This window comes from Chromobacterium haemolyticum DSM 19808 (assembly GCF_000711885.1).
Taxonomy (GTDB): Bacteria; Pseudomonadota; Gammaproteobacteria; order Burkholderiales; family Chromobacteriaceae; genus Chromobacterium; species Chromobacterium haemolyticum.
The window spans coordinates 155,699-176,407 of the sequence record NZ_JONK01000005.1 but is presented as its reverse complement, the minus strand read 5'-3'; the positions used below and the strand labels follow the sequence as shown (position 1 = coordinate 176,407).

The following is a 20,709-nucleotide window of genomic DNA, read 5'->3' as shown; positions in this document are numbered from 1 at the left end:
AAAGTTTGCTGCGCGTCGTGAAGCGTTGCGCGGTGAGTACAAGCTCAAAATGCTCATGTACCGTGTGCACACTCCGCTTTCTCAGCGGTTTTCGCTTGTCTCGCCTTGGCTCGCGAGATGTTGAATAGGCAGCGGTTCACTATCGCCGCGGCGCGGCATTGAAAAAGCCCTGGAGGTCATCCAGGGCTTTTTTGCGCGACGCGGGTCAGGCCCGCTTGCTGACCACGGCCAGCATCTGCCGCAATTGACCGGCGTCGAAGGGCTTGGCCAGGATGCCGGCGAAGCGGCTCGCGCGCGGATCGTCAAAGGCCTCCGGATAAGCGCTCATCCCGACAACGGCGGTATGCTCGGCGCGTTGGCCGTTCCAGGCCCGCTCCGCCACCTGGTAGCCGCTATCCGCCCCCAGGTGCATGTCTAGCAGCACAGCGTCGAAATCGGCTTGCTCCAGCGCCCGTTCCGCCAAGGCCGCCGTCTCCGCGGTGGCCACCTGATAGCCGTCGCGCTGCAGCAACTCGGCCAGGGTGTCGCGAATGTCGGCGTCGTCGTCCACGATCAGCACCGACTGCGAGCCCGGCGTCTCCGCCGCCTGCACCGGTATGCGCACGGTGAAGCAGGCGCCCTTGCCCTCGGCGCTGTCCAGCGCGATGCAGCCGCCAAACAGATTGACCAGCTCCTTGACGATGGACAGACCCAGCCCGCAGCTGCCGGCGCGTCTATGCTTGCCCTGGATGAAAGGCTGAAAAATACGCTGCTGGTACTCCGGCGGAATGCCCACCCCGGTGTCGCGCACTTGCAGCACCAGCTCGTGATGCCCGGTGGCGCGCAGGCAGGACACGCTGACCGTGACCGAGCCGCTATCGGTGTAGCGGATGGCGTTGGACACCAGATTGCCCACGACCTGACGCAGCCTCACCTCGTCCAGCAGCACCGTCGCCGGCAGCGGGCCGGCCTGGTAATTCAGCGCCAGCCCCTTGGCGTCGGCCAAGGGCCGCATCACGTCCATGGTGGCTTGCAGCACCTCGGCCAGCGGCATCGGCTGCGGATTCATCCGCAGCTTCATATTGCGGATGGCGCTGATATCCATGATGTCGTGCACCTGGGCGGATAAATGCGACACGCTGGTCTTCAAGCGCTGCAGGGCGGTGCGCGCGGTTTTCTGGCCGTCCGCCACCGGCTCCAGCAATTCGATGCATACCTGCATCGACTGCAAGGGGGAACGGATCTCATGGCTCAGCGTGGCCAGGAAGGTGGTGCGGTCCAGTTCCATCGCCACCGTGGCCTGGTGCGCGGACTGCTCCTTCTCCAGCAAGGCCTGCTTGGCGCTGGCCAGACGCTTGACCGAGCTGTAGCGCGACAGCAGCAGAATCACCGCGCAGATCACGCCCCACAACACCGACTGCAGATACAGCACATTGCTGCGCTGTCGGTCCAGGTCCTCTAGCCGCTCGGTGCGGCTTTTCACCTCCGCCACCCTCGCCTCCACCGCGAAGGCCATCAGTTGCGGCCGCAGCAGGTCGATGCGTTCCAGCAGCGCCGGCACCGAGGCCAGCGCGGGGTGGCTGAAAGCAGGGTCGTTGAACAATTGCTGGTAATCCGCCACCAGGGTGTCGAAACCCTTCACCTGGCGCAGCAACATCTGCACCCGCACCGGCGCCGGTTCGGAAAACACATGGAAACGACTGCTGGCCACTTCCAAGCGCCGCAACAGCTCGTCTTGCGTGATGCGACCGGCCTGGAAACCCACCAGCGCGGACTTGGCGCGCTCCATTTCCAGCTGGAATTGCGCCACCGACCAATACAAATCCTCGCTGCTGTTGGCCACCGAGTTGACCTTGCCCAGCTGGCTGATGCTGTAATACATGCCGCCGGCGGCGGTGATCAGCACCAGCAGGCCCACCCACAGCATGCGCCGGCCTTCCGGCCAGCCGCCCCATCCGGAAATGAGCCGCCGCAGGCGGCCGGCCCAGCCCGGCTCCACGCCGGACGACGCTTGATTGTCCTGGTTCATCAGTTCACCACCAAACCGTCTATCTGCCAGATCAGCTTGGCGTCCAAGGCCGGCCCCTTGGCCGAATCCGGCATCTGCTCCAGCGGATACATCAGCCACAACGGGCCGTAACGGGCCACGTTCATCGGCTGCTGGTTGAAGCGGCGCGCGAGGATGGCGCGGTACTTGACCAGCTCGCCGATAGGAATGGAATAGGTATAGTCGTTGAGCGCCACAAACTGGGCCTGATGGCCGTAGGCGCCCACTTTATTGAGGATGTCCCGCACCAGCGGCCCGCTGAAAGTCGCCTTGGGCGTCCAGCTGGTGGCGGTGACCAGCGAGGTTTGCGGCAAGGCCATCAGCGCGCTTTCGCGGAATTCGTACACGCCGCGCGCCGAATCGGTGAAATGGCTGATCTTGCCCGACACCACCAGCAAAACCGGGTCGTCGCCCGCCCGGCACGCTTGCGCCAGCAGGACGAAAACCAGCAAGCAAAAGACTCTCTTCATCTTGGCCAACGCTTCACTTGATTGAAAAACCATACCGCCGCACTGCTCATCAACAGTCAGACAACTATAGAGCCTGTTCAAAGCCTCGCGGGCAAGGGCGAGACAAGGCGCTGCGGCGGAAATAGCGGATTGCGCCGACGGCGCATGAGCGTTTCGAAAACACGCTCGCCGTATCGGCAACGCTCTGCAGACTTTGAACAGGTTCTAAAAAAATCGGCACGCTAGTTTGGTGCCGGTTCGCCGCCGAAAACGGCGCCGCCCGCAGGCGCGCCGTTTCGGCGGCAGGGGTCGGCCGCGGCCGGCTTACTCTTCCAGCAGGCGCTTCACCACGTCCACGTATTCCTGCTTGGCCTCGTCGCTGCCCTTGCCCTTCAGCTTTTCCCAGGCGTCGAACTTGGCGCGGTTGATGAAGTCCATCATGCCCGGGCGTTCACCGGTAGCGTCGCCTTCGGTCGCCTGTTTGAACAGCGCGTACAGTTGCAACAGAGTCTGGTTGTCCGGACGCTCGGACAGGGTCTTGACATCGGCCTGGGCCTGGGTGAACAGAGTCTGTAGATCAGACATGGGAATTCCTTTGTTGAAGACCGGGACGTTGGTGCGCCCCTGATTGGAGATGTTAGCCGCCGGCAGCCAGTGCCGGAGAGCGGAATTTACCACGAACCCGCGCTGCGGTCAGCCCGCAGGCCCACGCCGTCAGCGCTGTCCAGGCTGCGGCGGCGAAGCCGTTCCGTCGCCAGATTCGGACTCGATCAAAATACGTTTATAGCTCTTCACCGCGATGCCGTCCTTGCGCGCGGGTGAAAACACCGCCTGACTAAAATGCTTGAGCAAGGGCTGTTCGCTGCCGGCCGGCTGGGCGCTGACCCATTGCACCGCATCCACTTCGCCCCGTTCATTGATATAGACGCGCAATTCGATCCGGATCGCCCCCCCCGTCAAATCGGCCAGTTCAGGCAGTTCGATCGGCTGCAGCGGCACGGCCAGTTGCTCCAGCTGGCTGGCCGGATAGTACAGGTCCAAGCCCAGACGCTGCGGCAGTTCGTCCCCCGGCTGCGCGGCTTCCGCAAGGGGCGCCGACGCCGCGGCGGGAAGCTCGGCGGCGGGCGCCGAGGCACTCGGTCTAGGCGCCGGCTCTGGTTCCGCCTCAAGCGCCGCCTCCGGCAAGGTCTGCTCCGCCCGCGGCGCGGTCCATGCCGGCGGCGCGGCGGCCGGCTCCAGCCGCGGCGGCGGCCTGTCCGCCGGCTTCCCCGCCGTCAGGCGCACGCTCAGTCCCGCCGGTTCGCCGTGCGCGCCGCCCACCGGCCACGGAACGAAAAAAGCCAGGCTATGCACGGCCAGCGAAAACGACAGGCCCAGCAAGACGCGGTCGCCGTTGGACAGGCCCCGCCAGCGCGCCTCCCAGCCCAGCCGCGCCGTCATCGCCGCGCTCCAGGCGCGGCAACGGCCTGAGCCGGCGTCGCGTGGACGCAGGAACAGGCCGTGGCAAATCGCTTAGCGGCGCATGTCTTCATGCGCTCACTTGGCGTTGAGCAGCTTCTCGATATCGTCGGCATCTATCGCGCCCGGCACCAGCTGGCCGTTGGCGAAGATCAGGCCCGGCGTGCCGGTGATGCCGAGCTTCTCGCCCAGTTGCTGAATCTTTTCCAGCGGAGTGTCGCAATTGTCCGGACCAGTCAGTGGCTTGCCATCGCGCATGAAGCCGGACCAGGCCGCCACTTTGTCGGGCGAGCACCAGATCTGCTTGGACTTGCGCATCGCGTCCGGGTGCAGTTGGGTCAAGGGGTAGAGGAAGGTGTAGATGGTGACGTTGTCCAGATTCTTCAGGCCTTCGCGCTCCAGCTTCTTGCAGAACGGGCAGTCCGGGTCGGAGAACACCGCCAGCTTGCGCTCGCCCTTGCCGCGCACTTCCTTCAACGCGTATTCGAACGGCAGAGCCTTGAAGTCCACTTTGTTCAGCTCGGCCATTTTCTTCTCGGTCAGGCTTTCCTTCTTCACCGCATCGATCAGATCGCCGACGAAGAGATAGCTGGCGTCCGCATTGGTGTACACCACCTGCTTATTGTCCACCACCACCTCGTAGATGCCCTTCACCGGCGTGGCGGTCACCGCCTTGACCGGTTTGCCGGGGAAGCGGCCTTCAAACGCCTTCTTCACATCGCCGGCATTGCCGCTGCCGGCGGCTTGCGAGCAAGCGGCCAGCGCCATCATCAGGGAGGCGCCCAGCGCCAGGGACTTCAGGTTCTTCTTCATCAATCTTTATCCTCAAGGGAAGGTTCAGTAGCCAATTGCCTGGCGAGCGAATTGCCGCTTCAAAGGCTTCAGGGAATTGGTCAGGTTCAAGCCGGTATTGCGCAGCCAGGACAAACCGGGCGCCTTGGCCTGGAACAGCTGAAACAGGCCATCGCAGCCTAGCTGCATGGTTTTTACCGCTTCGCGCCGCTGGCGCTCGTAACGACGCAGCAGCATCCAGTCTCCGGCGTCGCGCTCGCCGACCAGCAAGGCGGCCAATTGCGCCGCGTCCTGGAAGCCCAGATTCACCCCCTGGCCGGCCAGGGGGTGCACCGTGTGGGCGGCGTCGCCCACCAGCACCACCCGCTCCGCCGCCACTCGCTCCGGCTGGATCAAGCGCAACGGGAACGCCGCCGCGGGGGTGATGACGGCCAATTCGCCCAGCGCCCGTCCTCCGGCGGCGGCCACTGTCTCCGCCAGTTGCTCCGGAGGCAGCTCCAGCAAACGCGCGGGATCAGAGCTTGACCACACCATGGAAATTCGGTTCCCGGCCATGGGCAGCCAGGCCAGGATGTCGCCGCCGGTGAACCACTGCCGCGCCACGCCGCCGTGCGGGCGTTCGCAGTCGAAATTGGCCACCACCCCGCTCTGGCCGTAAGGCTTGACGCTGGCGGCCAGGCCGGCCTGCTCTCGCACCCAGGAGTTGGCGCCGTCGGCGCCGACCAGCAGCGCGGCGCTCAGCCGGCGGCCGTCGTCCAGCGTCAATGCCGCGCTAAGCGCGGCGGCGCTCAGCGCCTGCGGCTTAAGCCCCGGCAGACAATCAACGCCGGACGCCGCCAGACGCCGCCACAGCGCGGCCAGCAGCCAGCGGTTTTCGGCAATCCAGGCCAGCGCCGGCTCGCCGGCGTCGCTGGCGGCAAACTGGATGCGGCCGCCGGCGTCGCCCCGCACGTCCATCGCTTCAATCGCCCCCAGGCGCTCGGCGCCGGGCCAGGCGTCCAGGCTCTCCAGGAAGCGGCGGTTAGCCGGGCTTACCGCGTAGATGCGCGCGTCCCAGCCCTGCTCCAGCCCATCGAGCCGAGGCGGCCGCCCTTCGAGCAAGGCCACTCGCTTGCCGGCGCGGTCCAAGGCCAGCGCCAGGCTGGCGCCCACCAGGCCGCCGCCCACGACGATCACATCGTACTGCCATGCTTTCACGCTCGCTCTCCCATCACACGCCGAACACGAGATGGCTGGCGAACTTGCGCCGCAGCGGCGGCAGCGCGTCCAGCGCGCTGAGGCCGACGCTGCGCATGGCGCTGACCACCGGATGATGGCCATCGAATAATTTAATCAAACCATGGGTGAAACCCACCACCGCGTGGCTGTCCACCCGTCGCGACGCGGCGTAGGCCGCCAGCGCGGCGGCGTCGCCGGGGTCGGCCGCGCCCGCCAGCGCCTCGCTGAGGCCGGCGGCGTCGCGCAGGCCCAGATTCAAGCCCTGCGCCGCCACCGGGTGCATGGTTTGCGCGGCGTTGCCTATCATCGCCACCCGGCCGCTAACCACGCGGTTGAGCTGCTTCAGCGTCAGCGGGAACGCCGCGCGCGGCCCCACGCTCAGAATGCGGCCCTGGCGCTCGCCGAAGGCGTGCTGCAAAGCAGCGGCCACCTCGGCGTCGTCCGCCGCCTGCAAGCGGTCGGCGTCCTCAGCGCTGCGGGTCCACACCAACATATAAGCGTCGCCGTGAGGCAACAGGGCCAACGGCCCGTCATGGGCGAAGCGCTCATAGGCCACGCCCTTGGGCGGCAATTCAGTGCGCACCTCGGCCAGCACCGCGCACTGGCGGTAATCGTGGCTCAGGCGCTTGACGCCGGGCAGGCTTTCCGCCAGCGCGCCGCCTTCGGCCATCACCGCCAGCCGGCAGGTCAACACGCTCTCGCCGGCGTCGGACGTCACCGTCACCACCGCGTAATGACTGAGGCTCTTGACCGTCCGTACCCGGTGGCGCCACAGCACGCGCACGCCGGCGCGCTCCAGCGCGCCGCCCAGCGCCGCCACCAGCGCCGGATAGTCCACCACCGCGCCCAAGTGCGGCAGGCCCACATCCTCGCCTTGCAACAGGGTGCGGCCGCAAGCGCCTTGCTGCGACACGTGCACGCTGTCGATCAAGGACGCCGGCAAATCCTCCGGCCAGGCGCCGGCTTCGCGCAGCAGCTCGCGGCTGTGCCAGGACAGCGCCAGCGCGCGCGCGTCGCGCACCGCCTCGTCGCGGCCTCGGGCCTCCACCAGCGTCACCTCGCGGCCGGCGCGCGCCAGCCGCAGCGCGGCCAGCGCCCCCACCGGACCGCCGCCTATGATCACCACGTCCGCATGTTCATTTGTCTGTTGCTGCATGTCTGCTTCCTTCCTGTTTCCTCGGGATCCAGGCTCCGGATACTCAATTCTCGTTCATCAGCGCTTCGATCTGATCAATTTGCTTGGGCACACCGCCGGTATAGACCTCGCAGCCCTGCTCGGTAATCAGCACATCGTCCTCTATGCGCACGCCGATATTGTGCAAGGCCGCCGGCACGCCGTCCGCCGGGCGGATGTACAAGCCCGGCTCCACCGTCACGCACATGCCGGGCTGGTAAGCGCGCCACAGGCCGTTGCGCTTGCGCGCGCCCACATCGTGCACGTCCAGGCCGATCAAATGCCCGATGCCGTGCATGTAGAACTGACGGTAAGCGCCGGATTCGATCACCCCGTCCACGCTGCCTTGCAGCAGCCCCAGGTCCAGCATGCCCTGAGCCAGCACCGCCAGCGCGGCGTCGCCGGACGCGTTCCAGGGCACATTGGGGCCCAGCGCGGCGATGGCCGCCGTCTGCGCCGCCAGCACCACTTCGTAGACGTCGCGCTGCGGGCCGCTGAAGCGGCCGTTGATCGGGAAGCTGCGGGTGATGTCGCCGGCGTAGCCTTCCAGCTCGCAGCCGGCGTCGATCAACAGCATCTCGCCATCGCGCAGCAGGCCGTTGTTGGCGCAGTAATGCAGAGTGCAGGCATTGGCGCCGCCGGCGACGATGCTCTCGTAGGAGGGCTGGCGCGCGCCGCGGCTGACGAAGGCGTGCAGGATTTCGGCCTCGATCTGGTATTCATGCAGGCCGGGCCGGGTGGCGCGCATCGCCTGCACATGGCCGGCGGCGGAAATCTCGCCGGCGCGGCGCAGCAGCGCAATCTCGCTGTCGTCCTTGATCAAGCGCATCTCGTCCAGCAGCGCGTGCACGTCGCCATAGCAGCTGGGCGCGGGCGCGCCGTGGTAGGCGCGCTGGCGCAGGCTGTCCAGCCAGCCGTTGACGCGCGCGTCGAACTTGGCGTCGCGGCCCAGGCTCCAGCACAGCCGGCCGCAGCCGGACAGCAGCTCCAGCATCCGCGCGTCCAGCTCTGCGACGGGATAAGCCTCGTCGAAGCCGAAAGCCTCGGCCGCAGCCTGCGGCCCGTGGCGGAAGCCTTCCCAGATTTCCATGTCCGGATTCTTGTCGCGGCAGAACAGGATGGACTTGCCGCTGCGGCCGTCCAGGACCAGCACCGCTTCCGGTTCGGGGAAGCCGGTCAGGTACAGGAAATGGCTGTCTGGGCGATAGGGATAGAAATTATCGGCGTTGCGCACCGCTTCCGGCGCGGTGGGCAGCACCGCGACGGCGTCGCCCAGGGCGGACAGCAGGCGGGCGCGGCGGGCGGCATGAGGCGTGGGCATGGCGGAATCCAGGCAAGAGACCGGCGCGGTCGTAAATGCGGCAGTTTACACCGCCGCCCGCGCCAACCCAAGCCCCGCCGCCGCGCTTCAAGTGGCGGTGGACAGCATCCACTCATGCGCCGGGTCGTTGTGGAAGCGCCATTCGCGGCGCGGCCCGGCCATCACGTTGAGGTAGTAGGATTCGTAGCCGTGGGGCACGCACACCGGGTGGTAGCCGCGCGGCACCAGCACCACATCGCCGTCCTCCACCGCGTGGGACTGATCCAGATCCCGCTCGTCGGTGTAGACGCGCTGGAACACAAAGCCCTGCGCCGGGCTTACCCGGTGGTAATAGGTTTCCTCCAGTTGGCTCTCCGCCGGCAGCGCGTCGCGGTCGTGCTTGTGCGGCGGATAGCTGGATGAATGGCCGGACGGGGTGCGCACTTCCACCACCAGCAGGCTGTCCGCCTCGGCCTGCTGCGGCAGGATGTCGGTGACGTAGCGAGTGTTGGCGCCCTGCCCGCGCACGCTCTGCGCCATGTCCTGGGGCGGGATCAGCCGCGGCGGACGGCTGAGCGGGCGGCCCGGCGCCGAGCACAACGCTACTTCGGCCGCCCCGCGGGCGACGACGCGCAGCGGGCAGCCGGCGGGGATGTAGGCCGCCCACGGCGCTTGCCCGTCGAATACGTCGGCGCGCCCCCCCACGCCTGGCCAGCGCTGGTCGCCGGCGACGAGGTCGACCACGCCGGCCAGCACCACCACGCAGCACTCCCGCTCCGCTTGCAGCCAGTCCTCGGACTCGCCGTCGGACAGGCGCAAGGCGCGGAAACCGACATGTCGCCAGCCGGCGGAGGCCGGCGTCACATCGGCGGCGACACGGCCGGCCGCCGCTCTAACCCGCAAATCAGGCTGATTCATGCGCAGCTCCTTTCCGGCGCGCCGGCGCGGATGGCGGCCACCAGGCCGGCCAGGGTGCGAAAGCCCAGCTCGGCGTAGCGGTAGCTGGGCGCCACCACCGGGTCCTGTTCCGCCTCCACCACCAGCCAGCCGCGATAGCCGTGCTCGGCCAGCGCGCGCAGCAGGGCTTCGAAATCGATGACGCCGTCGCCGGGCACGGTGAACACGCCGTTGAGCACCGCTTCCAGAAAGCTCCAACCGCGGTTGCGCGCCAACCGCGCCACCTGCGGACGGATGTCCTTGCAATGAACGTGGACCACGCGGCCGATATGACGGCGCAGCACCGCCAACGGTTCGCCCCCGGCGAAGGCGATGTGGCCGCTGTCGAACAGCAGGCCCACTTCCGGGCCGGTGACCGCCATCAGCGCGTCCACATCGTCCGGGGTTTCGACGTAAGCGCCCATATGGTGGTGGTAAGCCAGCGTCAGGCCGTGGCTTTGCAGATGGCGACCGAAGGCGTTCAACCGCTCGCCGTAATCCCGCCATTGCCGCTCCGAGCCAAAGCGCGGCCGCTGGTTCAAGGGCCTCGGCTGGCCCTGTATCGCCTGCGCCACCTCGCCGTAGACCATCACCCGGCAGCCGCTGGCGGCCAGCAAACGCACATGCGGCTCCGCCGCGGCGATTTCCGCGTCCACGCCGCGCTCGGCCAGCCGGCCGGAATGCCAGCCGGACACGCATTGCAGGCCGTGCGGCGCCAGCGCCGCCGCCAGCGCCTCCGGCTGACGCGGGAATTTATTGCCCAGTTCAAAACCTCGGTAGCCTATGGCCGCGCCTTCGGCCAGCGCCTGCTCCAGCGAAATCTCGCCGCCCAGCGACGGCAGGTCGTCATTGCTCCAGGAGATCGGATTGATGCCGATTTTCACATCGAATGCATGCATTGCCTTGTTCCCCGCTATTCGTATTGACGCCGGCGCAGCCGGTCTTCATAAGCCTGGCGCGCGGCGCGGACCTCGGCCCGTTCCGACACCTCCGGCACCGCCACCTCCCACCAGCAGCCGCCGGCCTCGGTGGTGCGCGCCGGATCGGTGTCGATCACGATCAGATAGCTGCGCTCGGCGGCGCGGGCACGGACCAGCGCCGCCTCCAGGCCGGCGATGTCGGCCACACGCTCGGCCTCGGCTCCCAAAGCACGCGCGTGAGCGGCAAAGTCCACCCTCGGCGCGCCGTGGCGGCCCTGGCGGCAGTCCTCCAGCAGATTGTTGAACGGCGCGCCCCCGCAGGCTTGCTGCAAGCGGTTGATGCAGCCGTAGCCTCGGTTGTCCAGCACCACCACGATCAGCTTCCGGTCCAGCATGACCGAGGTCGCCAATTCGCTGTTCATCATCAGATAACTGCCGTCCCCCACCATCACGATGACTTCGCGCTCCGGCCGCGCCATCTTCACGCCCAAACCGCCGGCGATTTCATAGCCCATGCAGGAATAGCCGTATTCCAGGTGGTAGCCGCCCGGCGTCGCCGCGCGCCACAGCTTGTGCAGTTCTGCCGGCAGGGTGCCGGCGGCGCAGACCACGATATCGTCGCGCTCGGAGCCGGGGTGGCGCTGCACGGCGCCGATCACCTCGCCATCGTAAGGCAGGCCGTGAGGCTGTCGCTGGCCGGTGACGCGCGCCGTCTCCGCGCGCCAGTCCTCGGCCAGCGCGCGCGCCTCGGCGCTCCAGCCGGCGTCTGCGCGCCAGCCGTCCAGCCGCGCCGACAGCGCCTCCAGGCACAAGGCGGCGTCGCCGGTCAAAGCCAAGGCGTCGGCCTTGATCCCGTCCAGCACGTTGACGTTGACGCTGAGCAGCCGCGCCTGACGAAACAACTGCCCGGAGCCGGTGCTGAAATCCTGCAAGCGGGTGCCCAGGGCCAGCACCAGATCTGCCTGTTCCGCCAGCCGGTTGGCGGCCGGCGAGCCGGTGACGCCGATCGCGCCCAGTTGCAGCGGGTGGTCCCAGGGCAAGGCGCTCTTGCCGGCCTGGGTTTCGGCCACCGGCGCGCCGTGGCGCTCGGCGAAGGCGCGCAAGGCCGCCGCGCCGCCGACGCTGTAGAGCACGCCGCCGCCGGCCACGATCAGCGGCCGCCGCGCGGCGGCCAGCGCCCGCGCAGCCCGCTCCAGCGCATCCGTTTCCGGCGGCGGCGCGGCGATGCGCCACCGCCTCGGCCGGAACCAGTCCGTCGGATAGTCCCAAGCCATGGTCTGCACGTCCTGCGGCAGCGCCAGCGTGGCCGGCCCGCACTGCGCCGGGTCGGTCAGCACCGCCAGCGCGCGCGGCAATGCCGTGAGCAGCTGCGCCGGGTGGACGATGCGGTCGAAATAGCGCGACACCGGCCGCAGGCAGTCGTTGACCGACAAGGTGCCATCCTGCGGCGCTTCCAATTGCTGCAGCACCGGGTCCGGCGCGCGCGACACGAACACATCGCCGGGCAAGAGCAGCAGCGGCAGCCGGTTGACGTGGGCCAGCGCCGCGGCGGTGACCAAGTTGGTGGCGCCGGGGCCGATGGAGCTGGTCACCGCCATCATCCGGCGGCGGAAATGGGCTTTGGCGTAGGCGATGGCCGCATGAGCCATGCCTTGCTCATTGTGGGCACGCCAGGTGGGCAGGCTGTCGCCGGCCTGCTGCAGCGCCTCGCCCAGGCCGGCGACGTTGCCGTGGCCGAAGATGGCCCACACCCCGGCGAACAGCGGCAGCTCCTCGCCGTCCAGCTCCACCCGCTGCGCGGCCAGGTAGCGCACCAGCGCCTGGGCCATGGTTAAGCGAATCGTGCTCATCGCGCGCCCTCCTCGCTGAGCGCGCGGCCGGCCGTGCCGCGTTCCTCGCGCCAGACCGCCACCAGCTCAGTGAATCGGGCTCCGGCCTCGGCCACCAGGCCGGCGTCGTCGATCTCGCCCGCAAGCCAGCGCTCGGCCGGCCGCTGAAACAGGCTGCGCCCCACCATGAAGCCGCGGCAACTGCGGCTGGCGCGCGCGGCGGCAAAGCCCCGGCGCAGCGCGTCCAAGGGCGCGTTCAAGCCCAGCAGCACCACGCCTCGGCAATAGGGGTCGCGCTCGGCGATCAGCGCGTCCAGCGCCGGCCACTGCGCGGCGGCGGGCGGCTCCAGCTTCCACCAGTCCGGATAGATGCCCAGGTTGTACAAGCGCTTGAGCGCGCGGTAGACGGTGTCGTCCGCGCGCGGCAAATCCTTGGGCGGAATGATTTCCAGCAACAGTTCGTGTCCGCTGGCCTGGGCGGCGTCGTAGAGCGCGCGGATCTGCGCTTCCTGTTCCAGCCGGTTGTCCAGCGCATCGTCCGGGTGGTACTGGACCAGGCATTTGATCACGTGCTCGCGCGGCCAGGCGGCCAGCGCGCCGGCCATCGCTCGGCCTTGCTCGAACACCAGCGGATTGGACCCTGGCAGCTCCACCGGCCGGCCCACCCACCAACCGCGGCCGGTGGCGGCGTACAGCGCGTCGGCGCCGTAGCGCTCGTCTATCAGCACCCCCACCCGCCCGCGCAGGCCCAAGCGCTGCTCCACGCCGGCCACCGCTTGCACCAGCAGCTGTTTCAAACGCGGCAGCCGCGCCTCGTCCGCGCCCGCCGCGCGCACCAGCTCAAAGAACTGACTGCGATGGTCGAAGGCGAACACGCACAACTCGTCCCAACGCGGCCGCGCCGCGCTGACCCGGTGCAGCCGGCTCAGGGCCGCGTCCTCGCCCGGCCGCCGCGTCGGCGCGGCGAGAAAGCGCTCCAGCTCGGCCGGGGTCGGCATCGCCGGCGCGCAACCGTGGCGCGACACCACCAGCGCGCCGCAGGCATTGGCTCGGCGGCAGCATTCTGCGTAGTCGCCGCCGCGCAGCCAGACGGACAGGAAACCGGCCAGGAAGGCGTCGCCGGCGCCCAATACATTCATCACGTCCACTTCCGCGCCGGCCACGCTGAAGGCGTCCTCGATGCGCGCCGGCACTTCGCCGGGAATCACCGCGCAACCCAAGGGCCCCAGCTTGACCACCAGCACCGCCTGGCTCAGCGCGCGCACTCGGGCCAAGGCCGGCATCAGCTCGGCCTCGCCGCCGGCGATCAGGAACTCCTCCACAGTGCCGACGATGAGGTCGAACTCGGAGAGCAGGCTCTGCAAATGGGCGCTGACCTCGGCGCTGGCGATGTAGCGGGTTTCGCCGTCGCCGCGGCCGGCCAGGCCCCACAGCACCGGCCGGTAGTCGATGTCCAGCACCGTGCGCGCGTCGTGGCGGCGCGCGTATTGCAGTGCGCGGCGGCTGGCCGCCTCCACTCCGGGCCGTGACAAATGGGTGCCGGTGATCAGCAAAGCCCGGCTGCCTGCGATAAAGCCCTCGTCGATGTCATCGGCGCTGAGCGCCATGTCGGCGCAGTTTTCGCGGTAAAACAGCAAGGGAAAAGCGTCGCGATCCTTGATGCCCAGCAGGGTCAGGCCGGTCAGCCGCTCCGGGTCCACCCTCACCTGGCTGACATCGCAGCCTTCGGCGCGCAGGGTGTTGAGCAGGAAGCGGCCCATCTGTTCGTCGCCGACGCGGGACAGCATCGCCGACTTCAAGCCCAGCCGGGCCGCGCCGAAGGCGATGTTGGCGGAGGAGCCGCCCAGGTATTTGGCGAAGCTGGCCGCGTCTTCCAGCGGCGCGCCCAACTGCTGCGCGTACAGATCCACCGCCAGCCGGCCCAGGCAGACCAGGTCGCGGTCGCGGCCGCTGGCGAAACGGGTGGTGTTTTGCATGCTAGATCTACCTTTCAGATATGGACGCCGTCCAGCTCGGCCATCAGTTTCTGCATTTCCGCTCCGCCGGCCATCATGTCCAGCACTTCCTCCTTGCTGACCGAGTCCTTGGCGTAAGTGCCCAGCGAGCGGCCGCGGTTGAGCAGGGTGAAGCGGTCGCCTATCGGATAAGCGTGGTTGACGTTGTGGGTGATGAAAATCACCGAGATGCCCTTCTCGCGCGCCTTGGAAATCAGCTTGAGCACATTGACGCTCTGCTTGACGCCCAGCGCGGCGGTGGGCTCGTCCAGGATCAGCACCCTCGCGCCGAAGTGAATGGCGCGGGCGATGGCCAGGCATTGCTTTTCGCCGCCGGACAAAGTGCCTATCGCCTGGTGGGGATCGCGGATGTGGATGCCCATTTCCGCCAGCTTGTCGCGCGCCACTTCGCCGGCCAGTTCCAGGTCCAGCACCGGCAGCAAGCCCAGCCACTTCTTCAATGGCTCCCGCCCCAGGAAGAAATTGCGCGCCACCGACATCAGCGGCACCAGGGCCAGATCCTGGTAGACGGTGGCAATACCCAAATCCAGCGCCTGGCGCGGCGATTCGAAGTGCACCGGCTGTCCGTCCACCCGGTATTCGCCGCCGCTGGGCCGGTGCACGCCGGCCAGGGTCTTGATCAGCGTGGACTTGCCGGCGCCGTTGTCGCCCAGCAGGCAATGCACCTCGCCGCGGCGCAGTTGCAGATCCACCTTCTGCAAGGCGATCACCGAGCCGAAGGTCTTGCTGACCTGATCCAGCTCCAGGATGTAGTCGTCACGCGATTTCATATTCGACTCCTTGCGGCCGCTGGCCAGGGTTGTTCGGGGCTGCGGCCGCGGCAAGGCGCGCCGACGCGGACAGTGCATCGAGTACGGCAAGGAAGCGCAACGCGGCCGCAGGGATTTTGCCGGTTGTGACCCAGAGCCGGTTCACGAGCTCGCGAGCTAGAGCGAGACAAGGCGAAAACGGCTGAGAAAGCGGAATGTACGGTTGGTACATGAGCATTTCGAAGCGGTTTCCAACGCCGTATCGATGACGCGCAGCGGATCGAGGGCCGGCTCTCATTTGGCCTCCGTCACACGGCGTCTGACATAGTGATTGAACAACACCGCCATCAGCAGCATCAGGCCGAGGAAGACGCGGAACCAGTCGGAGTTGATATTGGTGTAGGTAATGCCGATCTGCACCACGCCGAAGATCAGCGCGCCGACGCAGGCGCCCACCACCGAGCCGTAGCCGCCGGTGAGCAGACAGCCGCCTATCACCGCGGCGATGATGGCCTCGAACTCCTTTTGCAGGCCGCGGTCGGCGGCGGCGGAGCCCACGTCGCACACTTGCAGCACCGCGAACAAGCAGGCGCAAAAGGCGGTGAACATGAACAGGCCTATCTTCACCTGCTTGACCGGCACCCCCACGTTCTTGGCCGCGTTGGCGTCGCCGCCGGCGGCGAAGATCCAGTTGCCGATCCGGGTGCGCGCCAGCACAAAGGCCGCAATCCCCGCCAGCCCCAGCCACCACAGCAGCACCTTGGGCACGCCGGCCGCCGCCGCGCCGCCGTCCGGCAGGGAGGCGATGGCGCCGATGCCGGCCAGCCAGTGGAACAGGCCGGCGCCGACATGGCCGACGAACAGCCATTGCGCCAGCGGGTCCGCCGCCGCCAGGTCGCCGACGCCGCTGACGATGGTGCGGTTGGCGAACAGGATGGACAGCGCCAGCGTCAGGCCGCGCAGGATGAAGAGAAACGCCAGGGTGACGATGAAGGACGGCAACCGGGTCTTGAGCACCAGATAGCCGTTGAGCCAACCCACCGCCAGCGAGCCGGCGAAGGCGAACAGGATGGCCAGCCAGAACGGCCAGCCGAAGTACAGCGGCGGAATCGCCACCATCATGCCGGCGAAGCCTATCATCGAGCCCAGGCTCAGATCGAACTCGCCGGCTATCATCAGCAGGCAGGCGCCGATGGCGATGATGCCGAGATAGGCCGCCACCTGCGACCAGTTGACGATGCCGTCCACCGCGAACATGCCGGAACCGCCTGCGCCCACGCCGAACACCACGAACACCAGCACCGCGCCGGCGACGGCGGCGAATTCCGGCCGGCCCATCAGCCGATCGAACAGCGACAGCCGCCGCACTCTTTCATCGTCGCCGGGCGGCGCCATACGGATGCCCGCGGCCTTGCCCGGGCTGGCCTTGCTCATGCTCATTGCTATGCTCCTCACCTCGGAACCGTCGCGGCGCCGGGCGTCAGATCCATCGGAAAACGGCGGCTAGCGGTACTGCCCGGCGTACTTCTCCACCTTGGCGATATTGTCCTTGGTGACGAAACCGGGGCCGGAGTTGATGTGGCGGCCCTTGTAGAGGGGCGCCAGCCCGTACTCCTTCAGCCTGGCCTGGAACTTGGGGCTGGCCTTGAGCGCGGCTTCCACCTTGGCCGGGTCCGTGGTCTTGTCGCGTTTCATGATGGCCAAGGCCGCTACCGGGATATAGCCCTGCAGATAGGGCTGCTGGTCGATGGCGAACTTGATGGTGCCGTCCTTGATCGCCTTGGAGATGTCCTCGGACAGATCGAAGGTGGCGAAGTAAAGCTTGCCGGCCAGGCCCATCTTCTTCACCGCCTTGATCGAGGGGCTGGCCGAGGTTGGCCCCAAAGTCAGCATCGCTTGTGTGCCGGGGTTGTTGCGCAGATAGGCGCTGACCTTGCTCTCGATGCCGGTGGGGTCGTCGCCGGCGTCCAGCGTGGATTTGCGCACATCGGCGCCGATGGCGTCGGCGAAGCCCTTGCAGCGCTCGAAAGAGGCCGGGTTGGTGGCGTAATGGTTGACGCAGAGAAAGGTCTTGATGCCCGCGGCCTTGGCCTGCTTGCCGGAATCGAAGCCGGCGTCGTATTCCGGCTGGCCGACGTGCAGGGCCGCGCCCAGGCTTTCGCTTTGCTTTACGGTGCCGGAATTGATGGTAATCAGCGGGATTTTCTTGGCCACCACCTGGCCCAGCGGCCGCTTCAGCACGTCGTAATCGGCAATGCTGGCGATCACGCCGTCGTAACGCCGCGCCGCCGCCTGCTCGATCAGCCGCGCCATGTCGGCCAGGTCGCCGTTGGGCGGATTGCGGTAATCCACCTGCACGTTGAAATCCTCGCCGGCCTGCTTGATGGCGTTCTTGATGGTGTTCCACCAGGCGTCGGAATCCGGCGCGTGGCTGATCAGTACCAGGCGGGCGTCGGCCGCCTGCGCGGCTTGAGCCAGCGCGCAAAGCGCCAGCGCCGCCGCGGGCAGAGCCCGCTTCCACTTGCAAGTCCAGGATCGCTGCTGCATCTCTCTCCTCCTTATTCTCCGCCGGCCCATCGTGGAGCCCGCTATGGTGTCGGCCGCGGACGCAGTCGGCGCCGGGCGTGAAATCACCTTAAGAGCTTTCGCTCTACTCTGCAAATAATTTTCCAAAATTGTTTTTCAATAGAAAATTATTTTCGAAAACAAGGACAAAACGTATACTGGCCAAAACCTTAGGAAAGCCCGCTCATGGCCAATACCGCCCCCGCGGAGGAATTGATGCAGCGCATCGCAGCCGAATACGACACGCTGAGCAAGCAGTTGAAAGTAATTGCCGCTTACGTGGAGCAGCATCGGGGCACGCTGATGCTGCAACGCATTACCGACATCGCTCAGGCTTGCGAGGTGCAGCCCTCCGCCATCGTCCGCTTCGCCCAGCGCTTCGGCTTCGCCGGCTTTTCCGACATGCAGGCGCTGTTTCGTGACGCATTTACGCCAAAGGGCGCGCCGCAACCCAATTACCGGCAGCGCATCCAGAGCCTGATCGCCAACCGCGACGAGCAGCGCTCAGCCGGCGGCATGACCCGCGACTTCATCGCCGCCTGCCAACAAGGGCTGCAAGAGCTGGACGCCTCGCTGGACGAGGCGCAGCTGGAAGCAGCGGTGGAGCTGCTATTGAACGCCGACAACATCTACGTGGCCGGGGTGCGGCGCATGTTTCCCATCGCCTCCTACATCGCCTACGCCTTACAGCACACCGCCAAAAAAGTGCATTTGCTATCCGGCCTGGGCGGCATGTTTCCGCAGCAGATCCGCAGCATTGGAGAAAAAGACGTGCTGATCGCCATCAGCTTCCAGCCCTACGGCAAGGAAAGCCGCTATTGCGCGCGGGTGGCGGCACAGCACAAGGCCAAGCAGTTGGTGATCACCGACAGCCAGCTCAGCCCACTGGCGCGCGGGGCCGACGCGGTATTGACGGTCCGGGAAGGCTCCGCCTTCGCCTTCCGTTCGCTGACCAGCACCATCTGTCTGTGCCAGGCGCTGTTCATCGCGCTGGCCTGCCGGCTGGAGCTGAACATAGAAGAAACCAAGGAGACTGGAGGATACGATGATTGACACAGCGCTGTTCGGGGCCGGCCGCATCGGCAAGATCCACGCCGCCAACCTCGCCCGCCTGCCGGGCATGCGGCTCAAATACGTGGTGGACAGCCATGCGCCGGCGGCGCGGGAACTGGCCGCCGTCCACGGCGCCGAGGCCTGCTCCGCGGAACAGGCGCTGGACGATCCGGCAGTCCGCGCCGTGGTCATCGCCTCCAGCACCGACACCCACGCCGAGCTGATCCTGGCCGCCGCCGCGCGCGGCAAAGCCATCTTCTGCGAAAAACCGGTGGACCTGGAACTGGAACGCGCGCGCCAGTGCGCGCGGGCGGTGGCGACGGCCGGCGTGCCCTGCCTGATCGGCTTCCAGCGCCGCTACGACCCCACGTTCGCGGCGCTCAAGGCCCGGCTGGCAGCCGGCGAAATCGGCGCGCCGGAAATGCTCATCGTCACCAGCCGAGACCCCGGCGCGCCGCCGCTGGACTATATCCGCCGCTCAGGCGGCATCTTCAAGGACATGCTGATCCACGACTTCGACATCTGCCGCTGGATCCTGGACGACGAAGTCGTCAGCGTGCACGCCAGCGCCAGCGCGCTGAGCGACCCGGCCATCGCCGCCGCCGGCGACGCCGACAGCACGGCGGTGACGCTGCGCACCCGCCAGGGCCGGCTGTGCCAGATCAACACCAGCCGCCGCGCCGCCTACGGCTACGACCAGCGCTTTGAAGTGCTGGGCAGCCGCGGCATGCTGCAAGCCGGCAACCACAGCCCCACCGAGGTCACCGCCTACGGCGAGCGCGCCGTGGCCTCAGACCTGCCCGAGCCCTTCTTTCTGGAACGCTACCGCCAAGCCTACGCCGCCGAGATGGCTCACTTCCTGGAGGTGATGCGCGACGGCGCCGCGCCGCGCACCACGGTGGAAGACGGCGTGCGCGCGCTGGAGCTGGCTGACGCCGCCACCCGCTCCTGGCGGCTGGGCCGGGTTGTCGAACTGGATCAGGTCTAACTCAACCGGGGGGCTTGTCATGTCTACATTGAACCTCGGCGTCGCCGGCCTGGGCCGGCTGGGCCGCCGCCACGCGCTCAATCTGCGCGATCGCATCGCCGGCGCGCGCGTGATCGGCGTCTGCTCGCCGCTGCGAGAGGAACTGGACTGGGCACGGCGGGAGCTGCCCGACGCCGCCGGCCACGCCGCGCTGGAGGGCCTGCTGGCCGAACCGGGGCTGGACGCGGTGCTGCTGGCCACGCCCACCGCCCTCCACGCCGAGCAGATCATCGCCTGCCTGGACGCCGGCAAACATGTGTTCTGCGAAAAACCGCTGGCGCTGAACCTGGACGATTGCCTGCGGGTGGAGCGCGCCGCCGCCCGCCACCCGGAACTCAAGGCCATGGTGGGTTTCGTCCGCCGTTTCGACCCCAGTTACCAGGACGCCGCCGCCAAACTGGCGCAAGGCCTGGTGGGCCAGCCCTATCTGGTGCGCTCGCAGACTTGCGACCTCAACGACGACAGCGGCTTCTTCGTGCAGTTCGCGCCCAGCAGCGGCGGCATTTTCATGGATTGCAGCATCCACGACATCGACCTGGCGCGCTGGCTGCTGGGCGCGCCGCGCCCGCTGCGGGTGTGGGCCAGCGGCGTCAACGCGGTGCACGGCGCGTTGGCGCAATACGGCGATGTGGACAACGGCGTGGCGATGTGCGAGTTCGAGGGCGGCAAGCTGGCTTGCTTCTACGCCTCGCGCACTCAGGCGCACGGCCACGAGACGCTGACCGAGATCTTCGCCACCCAGGGCCGGCTGAGCGTGGGCGCCAACCCGCGCGCCAACCGCGTGGAGATCAGCGACCGCCACGGCGTGCGCAACGAGTGCGTAACGGACTTTTATCAGCGTTTCGCTGAAGCCTTCGCGCTGGAGTTGCAGCATTTCGTCGATGCCGCGCGCCTGGACCAGCCGCTGGCCCTGAGCCTGGCCGACGCCCGCGAAGCCACCCGCATCGGCCTGGCCATTACCGAGGCCTTGAGGACCCGGCAGGCGGTGGAGTTGTAAGAACCTGCTCAAGGTCTGCTGCGCTTCAGCGATACGGCGTTAAAAACCGCTTGCCTCGCGGTCGCCGCAAGGGCGTGAACATCTTCAAAACTACCGCGCCGGAGGGGCTTGTCGCCGGCGCGGCGATACCCTATCGTCCTACTCCTTTTCATCAAAACAAAACCATGGCGATGCCGATGGACTGACCGGATTTCATCACGC

Annotated in this window: 19 protein-coding genes; 3 read left to right on the top strand and 16 right to left on the bottom strand. The window is 67.5% G+C overall.

The window, feature by feature from the left end; all coding sequences use genetic code 11:
- Positions 1–205: 205 nt before the first annotated feature.
- The 16 genes from BR71_RS04500 to BR71_RS04425 form a co-directional block, all read right to left on the bottom strand.
- Positions 206–2,008, bottom strand: coding sequence for an ATP-binding response regulator (locus tag BR71_RS04500; RefSeq protein WP_043633241.1), 1,803 nt, complete (start codon positions 2,006–2,008; stop codon positions 206–208).
- Positions 2,008–2,478 (bottom strand): putative pterin-binding protein, encoded by a 471-nt coding sequence (locus tag BR71_RS04495; RefSeq protein ID WP_052051949.1) that lies wholly within the window; start codon positions 2,476–2,478, stop codon positions 2,008–2,010. The genes BR71_RS04500 and BR71_RS04495 overlap by 1 nt, the downstream gene beginning before the upstream one ends.
- 321 nt (positions 2,479–2,799) lie before the next feature.
- Positions 2,800–3,060 carry an acyl-CoA-binding protein gene (locus BR71_RS04490; RefSeq protein WP_043633234.1) on the bottom strand — a complete coding sequence of 87 codons (261 nt, stop codon included), beginning with the start codon at positions 3,058–3,060 and terminating at the stop codon, positions 2,800–2,802.
- Positions 3,061–3,189: 129 nt separating this feature from the next.
- Positions 3,190–3,915, bottom strand: coding sequence for a hypothetical protein (locus tag BR71_RS04485; RefSeq protein WP_052370329.1), 726 nt, complete (start codon positions 3,913–3,915; stop codon positions 3,190–3,192).
- A gap of 96 nt (positions 3,916–4,011) precedes the next feature.
- Complete coding sequence (locus BR71_RS04480) at positions 4,012–4,746, bottom strand: DsbC family protein (protein WP_043633224.1); 735 nt, start codon at positions 4,744–4,746, stop codon at positions 4,012–4,014.
- A gap of 24 nt (positions 4,747–4,770) precedes the next feature.
- On the bottom strand, positions 4,771–5,922 hold the full coding sequence (locus BR71_RS04475) for a UbiH/UbiF family hydroxylase (protein WP_043633222.1): 1,152 nt from the start codon (positions 5,920–5,922) through the stop codon (positions 4,771–4,773).
- Positions 5,923–5,935: 13 nt separating this feature from the next.
- On the bottom strand, positions 5,936–7,099 hold the full coding sequence (locus tag BR71_RS04470) for an FAD-dependent oxidoreductase (protein ID WP_043633220.1): 1,164 nt from the start codon (positions 7,097–7,099) through the stop codon (positions 5,936–5,938).
- A gap of 43 nt (positions 7,100–7,142) precedes the next feature.
- Positions 7,143–8,438: an aminopeptidase P N-terminal domain-containing protein gene (locus BR71_RS04465; protein WP_043633217.1), complete on the bottom strand. Its 1,296-nt coding sequence runs from the start codon at positions 8,436–8,438 to the stop codon at positions 7,143–7,145.
- 87 nt (positions 8,439–8,525) lie between these two features.
- On the bottom strand, positions 8,526–9,335 hold the full coding sequence (gene iolB / locus BR71_RS04460) for a 5-deoxy-glucuronate isomerase (RefSeq protein ID WP_043633212.1): 810 nt from the start codon (positions 9,333–9,335) through the stop codon (positions 8,526–8,528).
- Positions 9,332–10,252 carry a myo-inosose-2 dehydratase gene (gene iolE, locus BR71_RS04455; RefSeq protein WP_043633204.1) on the bottom strand — a complete coding sequence of 307 codons (921 nt, stop codon included), beginning with the start codon at positions 10,250–10,252 and terminating at the stop codon, positions 9,332–9,334. The genes iolB and iolE overlap by 4 nt, the downstream gene beginning before the upstream one ends.
- Positions 10,253–10,266: 14 nt before the next feature.
- Complete coding sequence (iolD, locus tag BR71_RS04450) at positions 10,267–12,123, bottom strand: 3D-(3,5/4)-trihydroxycyclohexane-1,2-dione acylhydrolase (decyclizing) (RefSeq protein WP_052370328.1); 1,857 nt, start codon at positions 12,121–12,123, stop codon at positions 10,267–10,269.
- Complete coding sequence (locus tag BR71_RS04445) at positions 12,120–14,078, bottom strand: bifunctional 5-dehydro-2-deoxygluconokinase/5-dehydro-2-deoxyphosphogluconate aldolase (protein WP_052370327.1); 1,959 nt, start codon at positions 14,076–14,078, stop codon at positions 12,120–12,122. The genes iolD and BR71_RS04445 overlap by 4 nt, the downstream gene beginning before the upstream one ends.
- Positions 14,079–14,092: 14 nt before the next feature.
- The gene (locus BR71_RS04440; protein ID WP_043633201.1) at positions 14,093–14,887 is read right to left on the bottom strand and encodes an ATP-binding cassette domain-containing protein; all 795 of its coding nucleotides are present in this window, start codon (positions 14,885–14,887) and stop codon (positions 14,093–14,095) included.
- Positions 14,874–15,098 carry a hypothetical protein gene (locus BR71_RS24450; RefSeq protein ID WP_162179190.1) on the bottom strand — a complete coding sequence of 75 codons (225 nt, stop codon included), beginning with the start codon at positions 15,096–15,098 and terminating at the stop codon, positions 14,874–14,876. The genes BR71_RS04440 and BR71_RS24450 overlap by 14 nt, the downstream gene beginning before the upstream one ends.
- Positions 15,099–15,160: 62 nt before the next feature.
- Entirely contained in the window at positions 15,161–16,306 is a 1,146-nt protein-coding gene (locus BR71_RS04430) for an ABC transporter permease (RefSeq protein WP_019101471.1), read from the bottom strand.
- 63 nt (positions 16,307–16,369) lie between these two features.
- The gene (locus BR71_RS04425) at positions 16,370–17,413 is read right to left on the bottom strand and encodes a sugar ABC transporter substrate-binding protein (RefSeq protein ID WP_043633192.1); all 1,044 of its coding nucleotides are present in this window, start codon (positions 17,411–17,413) and stop codon (positions 16,370–16,372) included.
- A gap of 204 nt (positions 17,414–17,617) precedes the next feature.
- Here BR71_RS04425 and BR71_RS04420 point away from each other — a divergent pair, with 204 nt between their 5' ends.
- Genes BR71_RS04420 through BR71_RS04410 form a run of 3 tightly spaced genes read left to right on the top strand, consistent with a single transcriptional unit; the run spans position 17,618 to position 20,508 of the window.
- Positions 17,618–18,484: a MurR/RpiR family transcriptional regulator gene (locus BR71_RS04420; RefSeq protein WP_043633188.1), complete on the top strand. Its 867-nt coding sequence runs from the start codon at positions 17,618–17,620 to the stop codon at positions 18,482–18,484.
- Entirely contained in the window at positions 18,477–19,472 is a 996-nt protein-coding gene (iolG, locus tag BR71_RS04415) for an inositol 2-dehydrogenase (RefSeq protein ID WP_043633186.1), read from the top strand. Before BR71_RS04420 ends, iolG begins: the two co-directional genes overlap by 8 nt.
- Before the next feature lie 19 nt (positions 19,473–19,491).
- On the top strand, positions 19,492–20,508 hold the full coding sequence (locus tag BR71_RS04410) for a Gfo/Idh/MocA family oxidoreductase (RefSeq protein ID WP_043633184.1): 1,017 nt from the start codon (positions 19,492–19,494) through the stop codon (positions 20,506–20,508).
- The last annotated feature ends 201 nt before the right edge of the window (positions 20,509–20,709 follow it).

Excerpts from the sequence above, each read along its gene's own strand:
- iolB (WP_043633212.1), bottom strand. The coding sequence starts at position 9,335 with ATGAATCAGCCTGATTTGCGGGTTAGAGCGGCGGCCGGCCGTGTCGCC.
- BR71_RS04410 (WP_043633184.1), top strand. The coding sequence starts at position 19,492 with ATGTCTACATTGAACCTCGGCGTCGCCGGCCTGGGCCGGCTGGGCCGC.
- BR71_RS04430 (WP_019101471.1), bottom strand. The coding sequence starts at position 16,306 with ATGAGCATGAGCAAGGCCAGCCCGGGCAAGGCCGCGGGCATCCGTATG.
- BR71_RS04465 (WP_043633217.1), bottom strand. The coding sequence starts at position 8,438 with ATGCCCACGCCTCATGCCGCCCGCCGCGCCCGCCTGCTGTCCGCCCTG.
- iolG (WP_043633186.1), top strand. The coding sequence starts at position 18,477 with ATGATTGACACAGCGCTGTTCGGGGCCGGCCGCATCGGCAAGATCCAC.
- BR71_RS04440 (WP_043633201.1), bottom strand. The coding sequence starts at position 14,887 with ATGAAATCGCGTGACGACTACATCCTGGAGCTGGATCAGGTCAGCAAG.
- BR71_RS04425 (WP_043633192.1), bottom strand. The coding sequence starts at position 17,413 with ATGCAGCAGCGATCCTGGACTTGCAAGTGGAAGCGGGCTCTGCCCGCG.
- BR71_RS04470 (WP_043633220.1), bottom strand. The coding sequence starts at position 7,099 with ATGCAGCAACAGACAAATGAACATGCGGACGTGGTGATCATAGGCGGC.
- BR71_RS04500 (WP_043633241.1), bottom strand. The coding sequence starts at position 2,008 with ATGAACCAGGACAATCAAGCGTCGTCCGGCGTGGAGCCGGGCTGGGCC.
- BR71_RS04445 (WP_052370327.1), bottom strand. The coding sequence starts at position 14,078 with ATGCAAAACACCACCCGTTTCGCCAGCGGCCGCGACCGCGACCTGGTC.
- iolE (WP_043633204.1), bottom strand. The coding sequence starts at position 10,252 with ATGCATGCATTCGATGTGAAAATCGGCATCAATCCGATCTCCTGGAGC.
- iolD (WP_052370328.1), bottom strand. The coding sequence starts at position 12,123 with ATGAGCACGATTCGCTTAACCATGGCCCAGGCGCTGGTGCGCTACCTG.
- BR71_RS04490 (WP_043633234.1), bottom strand. The coding sequence starts at position 3,060 with ATGTCTGATCTACAGACTCTGTTCACCCAGGCCCAGGCCGATGTCAAG.
- BR71_RS24450 (WP_162179190.1), bottom strand. The coding sequence starts at position 15,098 with ATGTACCAACCGTACATTCCGCTTTCTCAGCCGTTTTCGCCTTGTCTC.
- BR71_RS04480 (WP_043633224.1), bottom strand. The coding sequence starts at position 4,746 with ATGAAGAAGAACCTGAAGTCCCTGGCGCTGGGCGCCTCCCTGATGATG.
- BR71_RS04420 (WP_043633188.1), top strand. The coding sequence starts at position 17,618 with ATGGCCAATACCGCCCCCGCGGAGGAATTGATGCAGCGCATCGCAGCC.
- BR71_RS04485 (WP_052370329.1), bottom strand. The coding sequence starts at position 3,915 with ATGACGGCGCGGCTGGGCTGGGAGGCGCGCTGGCGGGGCCTGTCCAAC.